The following is a 14584-nucleotide window of genomic DNA, read 5'->3' as shown; positions in this document are numbered from 1 at the left end:
TTTTAACTAAGCGAATGACAGTTAACTGATTACAAAGTGGTTTTTTAAATCTCCAACTAATTTATATTCAATTTAAGAGTAAGTGATTATGAGCCAAAGTAACTTAATTAAAGGATTATTATTTTCTTCTTTAATTTGGACTTTATCTTCCAACTTCTCTGCGCAAGCATCGGTTCCAGTTATCTCTAATCCTTCATCAATCACTGCAAAACAAGTCCAGATTCTAAAAAACGGCCAAGATGTACTTCAAGGAATTGAAATTCTTCAACAAAAAGCAGAAAATTTTCGCCAAACAGTAGATAGTTTGAATTTTCAACTGCAAGCACAATTCAATTCTTCAGGAACGAGCAATGTAGTAGATACGCAACTGGTATTAACCAACTGGCAAAAACTCAATCGAATTTGGCTTGATTTTACTACAGATATAGAGAAAAACTCTGAATTCTCTCATCTCTTACAAAAAGAACAAGTTTTCACTGACATCGAGCAAAACTTAAGATTTCAAAAGACAATTATATCTAACTTGGCAAAAGTATTAAATCAGCCCTCTGCGTCAGTTGTTATAGAACTACAAGGACAAATTTTTACCAATCAAGATTCGTATAATAATAGTGTTTTTGATACTATAACTCAACATAAATTTTCTTTGATCTCTACGAATAAAGCTAGGGAATTGGAATTACAAGTTTCTCAACTGGAGAATATTGTCTCTGATAATTTATTGGATAAAGTACAAACTATTAATTCTGTTTCTCAAAATGTTGAAGCAAGTAAACTAAAGACTAGACAAAAAACAGATATTTCAGAATTAACTAATAATTCTTCTGGAGAAATTGATCTTTTAAATTTTAATGTATTAACTGCTCTAGCTCTTTTGTCCAGTTGCGCGATCTTTGTTGCCTTAAAATCTTACAAAAATAAACGCTCTTTTTGGCCTAAGCAAGATTTGGATAAAATACAAAATCCTAAAATTTCTGATCAGCAGGTTGTCGATTATCTTCATAGTTTGGAAGCAAAAGAGCAGCAGTCCTATCAATTAATTGATTCGGCAAATAAGCTGATACTCGATGGGAAGAAGACTTTAGAACAGCAAGATATTCATCTGGTATCACCCTCTAGTAATGATGCTTATAGAAAGCAAATCAGGCTCACAAATGCTAAGTCTTCGACAATTTCCATGCCCTCTAAAGTAGCGACTAAACAAGTCACTCCGCCAGAATCTTCAGCTATAGCAACTACTTTGACAACAGAAGAAGAGCTCATAATTGTATATCGTGAACATCCTCAGTTATTGTTACCAAAAGTAATTGAAGTTGAAGTTTATCAGGGTATAGGCCAGGAAACAACAAATGGGGAGTCTGAAATTTTGTTCAGAGAGGCCAAGCATGGTAACTATTGGATTATTCTTGAACCCAAGCTAGAAAATAATAGTTATTTTTTGGTTCCCAATCCGATGCTAGATCTGGAGTTCCCGCTTTTTCAAAGTAGCGATAAAATTTTCACTTGTCCTAAGCATCATGGCAAACTATCAGGCGAATTTGACTTAAAGTTCTCTGCGATGGTACAGGTCTATAGTTCAAGAGCTTGGAAGTTAATCGGCACGGGGGAAATTACCTTTTCTTGAACTCACATTTGCTGAGCATAAAAGCTAGCATAGCGACTATCTAAGGCCAATAGCTCTTCGTGATTGCCCGACTCGATGATCCGACCTTTTTCTAGGACCAAAATGGTATCTGCATTACGCACTGTGCCTAAGCGATGGGCAATAATGAACACTGTGCGATCGCGCATGATGCGGGTCATTGCTTCTTGAATTAAGGCTTCTGATTCTGAGTCTAAGGCTGAAGTGGCTTCGTCAAGAATGAGAATGCGCGGATTAAATAAAATTGCTCTTGCGATCGCAATTCTCTGTCTCTGACCGCCTGAGAGATTAACCCCTCTTTCTCCAACGTAGGTATAGTAACCTTGGGATAATTCACTAATAAACTCATGGGCATTGGCAATTTTCGCGGCATTTTCGATTTCCTGTGGGCCAAAACCTGTTTTGCCGAAAGAGATATTATCGGCGATCGTACCGGAAAACAGAATAGTCTCTTGGGGAACAATCCCAATTTGTCCTCGCAGACTTTTAAGGCTGACATCCTTGATGTCAATATCATCGAGTAAAATACGACCGCGATCGCAGTTGTAAAAACGCAATAGTAAATTCATTAAAGTTGATTTTCCCGCACCAGAAGAACCAACTAATGCGATCGTCTGTCCTGGGGTAACTTTAAAACTGATATTATCAACGACGGTTACCTGAGCAGTATAACTAAAAGTAACATCGCAATATTCCACTTGACCCGTAACTTTGGGTAAGGCGATCGCGTCAGGATTTTCGTTAATATCCGGCTTGATAGCTAATAATTCAAAAACCCGATCTACAGAAGCTTCTACCTGCTTAAACTCATTGTAGTTACTAGTGGTTAGAGAGATCGGATCGATCAATAAGCCTACAGAGGCAAAATAACTAATAAATTCACTGCCAGTAATATTGCCCTGAGAGATTTGCCACCCACCCAGAAATAGCAGAAAAATTATGCTCATCGCATAGAGAAATCCGACCACAACAACCTGAAAAGCCTTAATTTTTTCTGCTGTATACTTGGCCTTTTTATAATCTTCGACCTCGATCGCAAAACGATTTAGAGTATAGTCTTCTGCGGTAAAAGCTTGGACTAACCTAATTCCTCCAAAAAACTCCGTAAGTAAAGCAGAAAGGTTAGAAATACGATTTTGGCTACGACGGGAAAATTTTAGTAATTTGCCGCCAAAGAACCCAATCAAAACTACCATCAAAGGAGCAAGAATCAAGGTTGCAACTGTTAATTGCCAATTGAGCCATACCATGTAGCCCAAAACCACAATAAATTGCAAGATACAAGGAATGAACTGATGGAAAAAATGATTAACTACTTCGCCAATGCGATCGACATCCTCAGTTAATCTATAGGTTAAATCTCCTGTTTTCGCTGTCTCAAAATAATTTAAGCTAAGTTTCTGAAGATGATTGTAAGTGACAGTTCGTAGTTTGAGGGCAATATTTAAAGAAGCCTTAGCCATCAGAGAATCCTGTCCATATTGGGCAACACCTCTGATAAAAAAAATAACGACGGCAATAATGGCAAACCTGATAATTCCTTCGATATTACCCTGCCCAATTTCGCGACTTATACTGCCAGCTAGCCAGGCCAGAAAAGGCCAAAAAACAGTGAAAACTATAGTACAAAATAAAGCAAATGCGATCGCAACGGCTTGAGAGCGAATATAAGGCAAAAGTTGCCAATAACTAGAATAATATTTCAAATTTACGATACTTGTTAAGTGTTAAATGTTAAAGTGTCAAATCAACAATTTTTAATTTTTAATTTTCCCCCATTCGAGGACAAGCAATTCTCAATTTTTTTAGTTCATCTCATTATGTTTATTCCAGTCATACCAACATTTATTGATCGGAGAAACCTCTTGCCAAAACTGCTCTTCATCAAGATAATGAATACTTTTCTGGCATAGGAGATCTAAAATCAAGGATAAACTCAAGACATGAGGATAGTCAGAATGAAGATTAAAATCGATTATTATCCCCTTAGCAACCAAAGAAACCGCCCAGGTTTGAAAGCAAAAAGATGATTCTTTGACTGCGTGAAGTTCCCCACAATTGTATATGTACAGTGGTATCATCGGTCTAAACTCGCAGTTTTATAAATTTTTGAACACATTATGTTTGATATATTATATATGTTTTTAAATACATTACACATATTCATCGTTAATTTGGGTATTATTAGTGGCCTATGATTTGATTTATATTTATTTAAAATAAACTTATATTTCCTTTATAGTCATTCTCAGTATAAGTACGTGCATTGTATAAAGCAAAATTTAAATTAAAACAGAACAGAATGGAAACCTTGGTAGCATTAGAAAAAATTCGCAGCGGAACTCATACACAGTTCCCTGGCGTTGATCTAGAAGATGAGAATCTTGCTGGTTGTCAGTTAGCAAAAGTTAACTTTTCAGGAGCTAATTTGGCAGGCATTGACTTATCAGGTTCTAATCTTCAAGGGGCGAGATTAGATGGCGTCAATTTATTAGGAGCAGAATTGACCCAAACGGATCTTCGCGCCAATCTTGTCGGAGCCAATCTCATGCAAGCTGACCTCAGCAATGCCGACTTACGGGGGGCAAATCTTCGTGGAGCTAATTTTATGGGCTCAAAACTGGTTCAAGCTTCTTTAGCTGGAGCATTTTTAAGTGGAGCGAATTTAACAGGGGTAAATCTTCAAGGTGTTGACTTGCGGGGTGCTGACTTACGAGGCGCTAACCTCAATAATGCCAATCTTAAGGGGGCTAACCTGGTACAGGCAGATTTAAAAGGTAGTAATCTCAGTCAAAGTAATTTAGAAGAGGCTGATTTGCGAGGTGCCGATCTTGCCGGGGCAAATTTATCAGAAGCCAATCTTCTTTGTGCTGAGTTGGAAGGAACTAATTTTAATGGGGTTAATCTAGAGAGAACTTGTATTTTAGGTACTGTTTTAAAGAATAATTAGGGTTGCTTTTTGCCGGCAAAGGCGAAGCCTAATAATGATTACAAAAACTTTTTTGCTCAAAAATGTAAAGTAACTCTTAATTAATAGATCTTAAATTACAATGCGTAGTAGCTATTACTACGAAAATAAGAAATTGTAAGGTTTAAAGCAACAATATGGTTAGATCCTCTTTCGTCACTCAAGACTTAGCCCGTAAAAATGGGATAACTCTCAATTTTTCTAGTAGTTTCGCAGGGCAAGCCGGTGATCTTAACGGAGATGGGACTAACGATATTATATTGGGAGATCCTTTTATCAAGGATCGAGTATATGTTGTTTTGAGTGAACAAGATGGGTTTTCTAATGAATTTGCCGTCGAAGATTTTGATGGCACTAATGGTTTTGTCATTGATGCTTTAGGCCGTAATGATCAATTTGGGAGCTCTGTTGCTAGTGCAGGAGATATTAACAATGATGGGATTAAAGATATTGTTATCGGAGCCCGTTTTGCCGATATTGGCGACGAGAGATCGGCAGGAGAAAGTTACGTTATTTTTGGTCAGACTGAGCCATTTACCGCTAATTTTGATTTAAATGCTCTTAATGGGGAGAATGGCTTTATTCTCAATGGCTTAACTCGTAATGATCAATTGGGCTTTGCTGTTAGTACGGTTGGAGATATTAACGGTGACGGAGTAGAAGACTTTGCTGTCGGCGCTCCCGGTGGCTCCTATAGTGAGACTAAGGCCGGACAAGTCTATGTAGTTTTTGGCAATGGGACAGGGTTTGAGGCCAATTTTGATTTAGCTAGTCTCGATGGTAATAACGGATTTGCGATCGCAGGTGTAGGAAATGGCGATCGCCTGGGAGAATCTGTTAGCAGGGCAGGAGATCTCAATAATGATGGCATTGATGACCTGATCATTGGTGCGCCCAATGGTGGCAATAGAAACGGCGAAGCTTATGTGGTTTATGGTCAAACAGAATTTAGCGAAAACCTGGAATTAGCGAATCTTAACCAGACCCAAGGATTTAAGATCACTGGCTTAGAACGTTTTGATGAGCTGGGAAAATCTGTTAGCAGTGCCGGAGATGTTAACGCCGATGGCCTTGCGGATCTGATCGTTGCCGGAAGTAATGATGCCTATGTTATTTTCGGTCAAACAGGAAATCTTGGCGTCGAGGTGAATCTTAATACTTTGGATGGCAATAATGGTTTTGCTTTTAATACTGGGCGGAGCTCTAGTTTCGATGGCTTGAATGTGAGCAGTGCAGGAGATTTCAACGGCGATGGTTTCGACGACATTGTAATTGGCAACAAGCAGGCAGACCCCTACGGGCAGTTCAGTGCGGGACAAGCTTATATTGTCTATGGTCAAGCCGAAGATTTGGCAGCTAGTATAACTCCTGATGATTTAGACGGGAGCAATGGTTTTATTCTGAATGGGATTGAAAGATTTGGTGATTTGGGAGAAGCTGTTAGTAGTGCTGGAGATCTCAACAGTGATGGTTTTGATGACTTGGTAATAACCTCTAGATCGGAGCAAAGTTTTGTTATTTTTGGTTCGGCAACAGGAGGGACAACGGCAAATAATCTAGCGCCACGGTTGGATTTGGACCAAGAAACCCCAGGACGGAACTCGACTACTAGCTTTACCAACCAACCAATTGCGATCGCCGAAGCAAATGAATTAGTTGTCAGAGATGATGATAATACGACTTTGGTAGGAGCAACGATTAAAATTACCAATCCTTTTGATGGTATTCAAGAAATCCTCAGCGTTGACACCACCGGAACGAATATTGTTGCCAGTTATGATCCGACTACGGCAACTTTGAGCTTAACAGGCAATGATTTTGTTGGTAAATATCGAAATGTATTAGAAAAGGTGACCTATAACAACCAAGCGGCTATTCCGGATAATCGCGATCGCTTTATAGAATTTGCCCTTGATGACGGAGAAAGCGTTAATAATCTTAGCGCCGTGGCCACTGCCACAGTAGAATTTGCTCGCGACAATGCCATTTTTCCCAATTCGGTAGTTGATGGGGCAACTTTTGATACTAGTGAAACTCTAGTTTTCCATGGTTCGGTTCGTTCACTGAGTGATGCAGGCGATGTCAACGGAGATGGCTTTGCCGATCTCATTATCGGGTTACCTTCGGCAGGGACAGATACTTCCAATGACTACAATACTCTGCGATCGGGACAAAGTTATCTAGTTTTTGGTCAGGATAGTAATTTCGATGCCAATCTCAATCGCGATCGCTTAGATGGCAATAATGGTTTGATTATCGAAGGAGGAGATGGCGCTTTTATTGGCAGAACTGTCAGCAGTGCCGGAGATGTTAACGGCGATGGCTTTGCCGATGTCATTATTGGTGGAGACATTGATGATGGTTCTTCTGGTTATAGTAGTACAGCCTATCGTTTTGCTACAGTAGGTGGTCAAGCCTATATTATTTTTGGTGGAGAGAATAATCCCTCTTTAGTAAAAACCAACGATCTTGATGGTAGCAAGGGATTTATCGTCACTTCGGGTTCATCGCCCAGAGATATTGGGGATCTTGGCGAATCCGTTAGTAATTTAGGAGATCTTAACGGTGATGGCTTTGACGACATTATCATTGGGGGAACTAGTGAACCATCCTTAGCTGCTGGTAAACAATATAGTGAAGGCGCTGGCTTAGTGGTTTTCGGGAAAGCCCAAGGTTTTGATGCTGCGATTAATATTCCCCTTAACGATAGTAGTAATGGTTTTGTAATTGCAGAAAGTGTTGGGAATAATAATTATTTTTCTGCTAATAATGCTTCTTTAGGCCATTCGGTAAGTGGGAATGGAGATATTAACGGCGATGGATTGAACGATCTAGTGATCAGTGCGCCTCGGGCAAGTTATTACGATGAAAATCCCCAAGGAGAAGCCTATGTTATTTTTGGTAAATCTGGCAGTTTTGGTGAAGTAACAAAAACCACTGAACTTAATGGTAATAATGGTTTTGTCATTAGTAACGGAGTCGATGATAACCTAGGAGACTCGGTTAGCATAGTAGGAGATATTAACGGTGATGGGATTGATGAGCTTGCAGTTAGCGCAGCAGATGAAATTTATGTCATCTTTGGCAAAACAGAAAGCTTTGAAGCTGAGTTTAACCCTGGTCTTGATGCAGATTTAACGATTCAAGGAATAACTAGCAATCAAACTGCCGTCGAAGGTTTGGGAGATGTGAATCATGACGGGTTAGATGATTTTATAGTTAATAATTCCTACGTGATATTTGGCGACAATAATCTTAACGGTGATTTTCAAATATCCCAAATTGATGGTAACAACGGCTTTATTATCGATAACAATACCTTGGCTACTAGGGCAGGAGATGTTAACAATGACGGTATTGCAGATATTGCTGTTGCGACCAATAATGCTGGGGAACCGCAAACTTTTGTCTTGTTCGGTAATTCGGCACCAGAAATTGATTTAAACGGTGGGGCCTCAGGAATTAATTACAGCAACTCCTTTGCGGAAAATGCGATCACGCTGAGTAATAATTTAACGCTTCAAGATAGCAATAATGATTTTGTTCAAGGAGCAGTCATCACCATTACGAATTTGCAAGATGGCGCAGCGGAGAGTTTAACGGCCAATCCAGCCAGTACGAATATCACAGCCAACTATAATCCGGCCACGGGAACTCTAATCTTAACTGGGGAGGATACGGTAGCAAATTATCAGCAAGTTCTGGGAACTGTTAGTTATGAAAATAATGCGGATAATCCCAGTAATATTAATCGAGTTGTAGAATTTGTGGTCACCGATGGTGAAGCATTTAATAATATCAGTCAGGTTGCGACGGCTACTATTGCTTTCGATAATTCAGGAAATCCTAACCCCACAAAGGGAGAAATTAAGGGGACAGCAGGTAATGATAATCTCAAGGGAAAAATCACTCCAGATATTATTCAAGGACTAGAAGGCAATGATGTTATCGAAGGTTTGAGGGGCAATGATAACCTCTTTGGGGATAATGGCAAAGACACTCTCAAAGGAAACAGAGGCAATGATTCTCTCCTTGGTGGCAGAGGTGACGATGTTTTGCAGGGGAATTTAGGAAATGATGTTTTAGAGGGTGATTCTGGGAAGGATCTGCTCTTTGGGGATAAGGGACATGATGTTTTAGTCGGCGGTGCGGGTAATGACGTGTTGAAAGGGGGTTCGGGTAGCGATCGCCTTGAAGGCGGAGATGGCAATGACAGTCTCTTTGGTGGTGAAGGGAAAGATTTCTTTGTCTTGCTTGCCGGGTCAGGAACCGACAGTATTATTGATTATCGTGATGGGGTTGATCAATTCGTTCTCGCAGAAGGTTTAGAATTCGGTCAATTAGAAATAGTACAGAATTTGACTAACACCCAGATTAAAATTGCTAGTAGTAACGAAGTGTTAGCTAATCTTAATTCGGTAACTGCTAATTTTATTGAGGCTACTGATTTTGTAATCGAGCAATAAATTGAGCTATTGATCAACATTAGTTCGACGAATTTTCTTTTTGATAGGACTTACGCAGATGTCCCATGGATTTTAGCGCAGGATATTTTAGAGGTACATTCATTTTTGGGAAATTACAATTTTCTTCGTAGGACATTAAACAACTACCAAGACAAGCCCTAATTGTTCAACTCACTAGCTAACCCTTACGCAAGGGGTTTGGGGGCGGCGTCCCGGCCCCAACCGGGGGTCTGGGGGGCTGGTCCCCCAGTAGCATTTATGGCTTTGATCGATAATTTACTAAATAACAATATTGAATTTTGCGTAAGTCCTATTTGATTAAATTTCCCAAATTGAACAACGAAGTAATAAGATTTTCCCTAAATCCCCAAATCCTTATTCAGAACTAGTAAATTTTGTACTCATCGAACTCATATTGATCAAGTATTGCTAGGGAATATGTCAAAATTATTTTTATCGCATAACAAATAATCAAAATTTTCATAATGGATTTAATCAACATCAGCGCTTTGGCATTAAGTCTTGGTTTAGGACTAATGACCATTTTATTTATCTTTCGCATTGTCTTAACTTGGTATCCTCAGGTAGAAACCGACAAATTCCCCTTAAACCTGGTGGTAATTCCTACAGAGCCCATTCTCAAAATATCCAGAAAAATTATTCCCCCCTTAGGTGGCGTAGATATTACCCCCATTGTCTGGGTTGGTATTTGTACACTTCTGCGGGAAATGCTCCTGGGGCAACAAGGACTAATTACTATGGCCATGAGGCTTCAGTGAACAGTTATCAGTGAACAGTTATCAGTTATCAGTGAACAGTTAAATCCTACCCTCTGCCCTCTGCCCTCATTACATCAAATGTTCTTGAACGAAATTCGTGTAAACTTCTCCATCGAGAAAAGCAGGAGTTTCGAGAATCTTTTGGTGAAATGCGATCGTTGTGGGGACTCCAGTAATTGCACATTCTCGCAGGGCTCTTTTCATCCGTTCAATAGCTATATCTCTGTTTTCTCCCCAGACAATTAACTTGGCAATTAGAGAATCATAATAGGGGGGAATTTCATAATCGGTATAAACATGAGAGTCCATTCTCACCCCTGGCCCTCCTGGGGGTAAATAGCCACTAATGCGTCCTGGATGGGGACGAAAATTATGCTCAGGATCTTCGGCATTGATCCGACATTCGATCGCGTGACCTTTGAGTTCAACCTGTTTTTGCGTCAAACTTAATTTTTCTCCTTGAGCCACTCTGATTTGCTCTCTGATCAGATCTATTCCAGTTACCACTTCCGTCACAGGATGTTCTACCTGAATACGGGTGTTCATTTCCATGAAATAGAAACTGCCGTTTTTATCCAAGAGAAACTCTACAGTTCCCGCCCCCACATAATCAATTGATTTAGCAGCTTTAACCGCAGCTTGCCCCATTTTGGTACGTAACCTGGGCTGAAGAACTGCACTAGGAGCTTCTTCCAATAATTTTTGATGACGACGTTGAATCGAACAGTCCCGCTCTCCCAAATGAATCGCATTGCCATGACTATCCGCCATAATTTGAAACTCAATATGGCGGGGACATTCAATAAATTTCTCTAAATAAACTCCTGCATTGCCAAAAGCAGCTTCAGCTTCTCCTTGGGCTGCGCGGAAAAGACGAATCAAATCGGCTTCATTGTCAACGAAACGCATCCCCCTACCACCACCACCAGCGGTTGCCTTGATCATTACTGGATAACCAATTTCTCGGGCTGCTGCGATCGCCTCAGTTTCATCCCTCAGTAATCCTTTACTTCCAGGAACAGTGGGAACGCCTGCTTGTTGCATCGTTTTCTTGGCAGTTGCTTTATCCCCCATCGCGAGCATCGCTTCTTTGGTGGGACCAATAAAAGTCAACTGGTGATCGGCGCAAATTTCGGCAAATTTGGCATTTTCGGCCAAAAATCCGTAACCAGGATGGATAGCCGTCGCGTTCCGAGTTAAAGCCGCCGCGATGATATTGGGGATATTGAGATAACTTTTGCCAGAATGAGGCGGGCCAATACATACGCTCTCATCTGCGAGCTGAACATGAAGTGCCTGGCGATCAATTGTTGAGTGAACCGCAACAGTGGCAATCCCCATTTCTGCGCAAGAACGTATAATCCTTAACGCAATTTCTCCTCGATTAGCAATTAATATTTTGTCAAACATGAAAATTTAGAATCGCTTCGCGATTAGCTATAAGCTATAAGCTGTTAGCTATAAGCTTTGTTACTGGCATAGTTAGTGGAGCTTTTAAACCCCAGCCGTTCAATGGGCGAAGCCCTGTTAAAAGTTGAATATATTTTGGTTTTATATCCCGATCAATCAGTTTATCAGGAATTATGCCAGAAAAGCCTGGTATTTCCCGATTTAGTAGTTTTATAACTAGTTACTAAAGTAATTAGAACTAGTTCTCGTTCCTTCTTCCTTAGCTGACTCCTTTTTTGATACTCTTAATAGTCCGGCCGAAAATCATAAATTGAGTAATGTCATCTTCATCCCAGAACTTCGATTGGTTAAATAGAGGAACGAGTGAAATCTTCCCAAGTCAACCAACATCCGATAATCCCGAAGAAAATTTAGAACAAAGAATCTTAAAAAGCGAGATTCCGCTACGAATTAAACTCGGAATCGACCCCACAGGAACCGATATTCATCTGGGTCATAGTATTCCCTTTCGTAAGTTGCGAGCCTTTCAGGATGCCGGACATACTGCGGTGGTGATTATTGGTGACTTTACCGCTCAAATCGGAGATCCAACTGGCAAATCTGAGGTGCGTCGTCAACTAACCACCGAACAAGTTATGGCAAATGCTCAAACTTATCTAGAGCAATTACGCCCAATATTAGATTTTGAGACTCCTGGACGTTTAGAGATTCGCTACAACTCTGAATGGTTGGGTAAATTAGATTTAGCTCAAATCCAAGAATTGCTGGCCACTATGACGGTAGGCCAAATGCTAGCCAAAGAAGGGTTTGCTGAGCGTTATAACCAAGAAAAACCCATTTTTCTCCATGAGTTTCTCTATCCCCTGATGCAAGGATATGACTCCGTTGCCATAGAAGCAGATGTGGAATTGGGAGGAACAGATCAAAAATTTAATATTGCGGTCGGTCGGGATTTACAGCGTCACTTTAATAAAAGACCCCAATTTGGTTTGCTATTGCCTATTTTACTGGGGACAGATGGCGTCCAGAAAATGTCTAAATCTTTGGGGAATTATGTGGGCTTAAAAGAAGATGTTTTGTCAATGTATTCCAAGTTGGAAAAGACTCCTGATGCTTTATTAAAGGACTACTTCGAGTTACTCACCAATATTGACTTAACAAGTTTGCCCGAAAATCCCCGCGAATGCCAGAAAATGCTGGCGATCGCGATCGTTTCTCAATTTCACGGTCAAGATGCCGCGTTGCAAGCCCAGAAAACCGCAGAGCAAATTGTCCTTCAAGGCAATACTAATGCTGATAGTGATAGTGTGCCTGAATATTCTTTGAGCGAGGTCACTTTTCCTGCCAAGATATTTTATATTTTAGGAGCAACGGGACTCTGCAAAAGTAGTGGTGAGGGCAGAAGGCAAATTCAAGGTGGTGCCGTAAAGCTCGAAGGTGAAAAGATTACCGATGTTAATCTGACTGTGGACTCGGCTGATGAGTTGGCAGGCAAAGTTCTGCAAGTAGGTAAAAAGAAATTTATTCGTTTAACATTTTAAAGATAAAGGCTACCAACCTTGAGAAATAAAATACCAATCAAACCAGATCCAGTTCGGCTAGAAATTTTTAATAATCTCTATCAGTTTATCGCCGAACAAATGGGGATTGTGCTGCAAAATACGGCAGTATCAGTAAATATCAAAGAGCGTTTAGATTTTTCTTGTGCTGTTTTTGATTCTCAGGGTTTTTTGGTTGCCAATGCACCGCATATTCCTGTGCATTTGGGTTCAATGAGCGAGAGTGTCCAAAGTCTAATTAATCAGATTGCTGTTGAGCAAATTCAACCGGGAAATGTTTATCTGTCCAATAATCCCTATAATGGCGGAACTCATCTCCCAGATGTCACGATCATAACTCCAGTATTTATTGATAATAATAATGTTCCAATATTTTATGTGGCTTCTCGGGGACACCAAGCAGATCTTGGGGGCATAACTCCTGGTTCAATGCCGCCGAATAGTATTTCTATCCAAGAAGAAGGGATTTTATTTGACAATTTCACTTTAGTTGAGCATGGCTTGTTTAGACAGCAAGAAATAAAAGAACTATTAACTAATCATGAATATCCAGCCCGCAATATTGAGCAAAATATAGCTGATTTTAAGGCGCAAATTGCCGCCAATAATCGAGGATTACAGGAATTGCAAAAAATGTGCGATCGCTACGGTTTAGATACCGTCAGATCCTACATGGGATTTGTCCAAGATAATGCAGAAGAATCTGTCAGGAAAGCGATTAGTACCTTATCAGATGGCCAGTTTACCGTTCGGCTAGATAATGAGGCTCAGATTCAAGTGGCGATCGCGATCGACCAACAAAACCGTAACGCAATCATCGATTTTACCGGCACATCGGCTCAACTAAAAAATAACTTTAATGCCCCATCTGCCGTGACTCAAGCCGCAATCTTATATGTGTTTCGTAGTTTAATCAAAGAAACTATCCCTTTGAATGCTGGTTGCCTGAAGCCCTTAAAGATAATTATCCCTGAAGGTTGTATGTTAAACCCAGTTTACCCGGCAGCAGTTGTTGCGGGAAATGTGGAAACATCGCAAAAAATTACTGATTGTTTGTATGGGGCATTAGGTATCATGGCTGCATCCCAAGGAACCATGAATAATTTTACTTTTGGCAATGAAAAATATCAGTACTATGAAACAATCTGTGGCGGTTCTGGCGCTGGAGAAAATTTCCATGGCACAGATGCTGTGCAAACTCATATGACCAACTCTCGGCTGACAGATCCCGAAGTTCTAGAATTACGCTTTCCCGTATTATTAAAAAGCTTTGGTATTAGAGAATATAGTGGCGGTGTCGGAAAACTTTACGGGGGAAATGGCGTAACTAGAGCAATTTGTTTTTTGGAGAAAATGACGGCCAATATCTTATCAAGTTGCCGCAAAATTTCACCCTTTGGCTTATTTGGTGGCGAGCCAGGCAAAGTTGGTAAAAATTATGTCATTAGAAAAGATGGCACGGAAGAAAAATTGGACAGTACAGCAACAGTAAACATGGAGCCAGGAGATATTTTTGTGATTGAAACTCCTGGTGGTGGAGGATTTGGCAAGTCAAAATGAATTCATGATTCAAAAATCTCAGCCGTTAGGCTAGTTAGGGTAGGGCTGTTTCATTCTCAAAAAAGATAGATGGGGAGATGGGGATATCGGGATTTAGGGAAAAATTCCGACAAATAGTCGGTAGTTTAACGAAATTTGTTGAACAAGATTTTTTCCAATCAACGAGTTATTCCTCATTTAAGTTGGTAAACCCGAATAAA

General features: G+C 40.2%; 9 protein-coding genes. 6 read left to right on the top strand and 3 right to left on the bottom strand.

The genetic code is table 11. The features are described from left to right. The first annotated feature begins 88 nt into the window (after window positions 1-88). Window positions 89-1624: a hypothetical protein gene (locus XEN7305_RS08555; protein WP_006508997.1), complete on the top strand. Its 1536-nt coding sequence runs from the start codon at window positions 89-91 to the stop codon at window positions 1622-1624. Window positions 1625-1626: 2 nt separating this feature from the next. Here the strand turns inward: XEN7305_RS08555 and XEN7305_RS08550 are convergent, their stop codons facing one another. Both XEN7305_RS08550 and XEN7305_RS28605 read right to left on the bottom strand, forming a co-directional pair. Continuing rightward, window positions 1627-3348: an ABC transporter ATP-binding protein gene (locus XEN7305_RS08550; RefSeq protein ID WP_006508996.1), complete on the bottom strand. Its 1722-nt coding sequence runs from the start codon at window positions 3346-3348 to the stop codon at window positions 1627-1629. A gap of 99 nt (window positions 3349-3447) precedes the next feature. Then, window positions 3448-3723 (bottom strand): hypothetical protein, encoded by a 276-nt coding sequence (locus tag XEN7305_RS28605; protein WP_006508995.1) that lies wholly within the window; start codon window positions 3721-3723, stop codon window positions 3448-3450. A 221-nt stretch (window positions 3724-3944) separates the two neighbouring features. Between XEN7305_RS28605 and XEN7305_RS08545 the strand changes: the two genes are divergently transcribed. From XEN7305_RS08545 to XEN7305_RS08535, 3 genes are all read left to right on the top strand, one after another. Beyond that, window positions 3945-4592, top strand: coding sequence for a pentapeptide repeat-containing protein (locus tag XEN7305_RS08545; RefSeq protein WP_006508994.1), 648 nt, complete (start codon window positions 3945-3947; stop codon window positions 4590-4592). 155 nt (window positions 4593-4747) lie between these two features. Then, window positions 4748-9076 carry an FG-GAP repeat protein gene (locus XEN7305_RS08540; protein ID WP_006508993.1) on the top strand — a complete coding sequence of 1443 codons (4329 nt, stop codon included), beginning with the start codon at window positions 4748-4750 and terminating at the stop codon, window positions 9074-9076. Between the two features lie 485 nt (window positions 9077-9561). Continuing rightward, the gene (locus XEN7305_RS08535) at window positions 9562-9855 is read left to right on the top strand and encodes a YggT family protein (RefSeq protein ID WP_006508992.1); all 294 of its coding nucleotides are present in this window, start codon (window positions 9562-9564) and stop codon (window positions 9853-9855) included. Window positions 9856-9924: 69 nt separating this feature from the next. Here XEN7305_RS08535 and accC read toward each other — a convergent pair whose 3' ends face one another. Then, on the bottom strand, window positions 9925-11265 hold the full coding sequence (accC, locus tag XEN7305_RS08530; RefSeq protein ID WP_006508991.1) for an acetyl-CoA carboxylase biotin carboxylase subunit: 1341 nt from the start codon (window positions 11263-11265) through the stop codon (window positions 9925-9927). A 317-nt stretch (window positions 11266-11582) separates the two neighbouring features. On the opposite strand from accC, the gene tyrS reads away from it, so the two are divergent. Continuing rightward, complete coding sequence (gene tyrS / locus XEN7305_RS08525) at window positions 11583-12806, top strand: tyrosine--tRNA ligase (protein ID WP_006508989.1); 1224 nt, start codon at window positions 11583-11585, stop codon at window positions 12804-12806. Window positions 12807-12824: 18 nt separating this feature from the next. After that, window positions 12825-14384, top strand: a complete 1560-nt coding sequence (locus XEN7305_RS08520) for a hydantoinase B/oxoprolinase family protein (protein WP_006508988.1) — start codon at window positions 12825-12827, stop codon at window positions 14382-14384. Window positions 14385-14584: the final 200 nt, after the last annotated feature.

This window comes from Xenococcus sp. PCC 7305, assembly GCF_000332055.1.
In the GTDB taxonomy this organism is placed as follows: domain Bacteria; phylum Cyanobacteriota; class Cyanobacteriia; order Cyanobacteriales; family Xenococcaceae; genus Xenococcus.
Note: the sequence above shows the minus strand (reverse complement) of the source record. Positions and strands in the feature narration are given on the sequence as shown.

Bases quoted from the DNA above. Each gene is read 5' to 3' on its own strand.
- XEN7305_RS28605 (WP_006508995.1), bottom strand. From the start codon at position 3,723: ATGATACCACTGTACATATACAATTGTGGGGAACTTCACGCAGTCAAA.
- tyrS (WP_006508989.1), top strand. From the start codon at position 11,583: ATGTCATCTTCATCCCAGAACTTCGATTGGTTAAATAGAGGAACGAGT.
- XEN7305_RS08545 (WP_006508994.1), top strand. From the start codon at position 3,945: ATGGAAACCTTGGTAGCATTAGAAAAAATTCGCAGCGGAACTCATACA.
- XEN7305_RS08540 (WP_006508993.1), top strand. From the start codon at position 4,748: ATGGTTAGATCCTCTTTCGTCACTCAAGACTTAGCCCGTAAAAATGGG.
- accC (WP_006508991.1), bottom strand. From the start codon at position 11,265: ATGTTTGACAAAATATTAATTGCTAATCGAGGAGAAATTGCGTTAAGG.
- XEN7305_RS08555 (WP_006508997.1), top strand. From the start codon at position 89: ATGAGCCAAAGTAACTTAATTAAAGGATTATTATTTTCTTCTTTAATT.
- XEN7305_RS08535 (WP_006508992.1), top strand. From the start codon at position 9,562: ATGGATTTAATCAACATCAGCGCTTTGGCATTAAGTCTTGGTTTAGGA.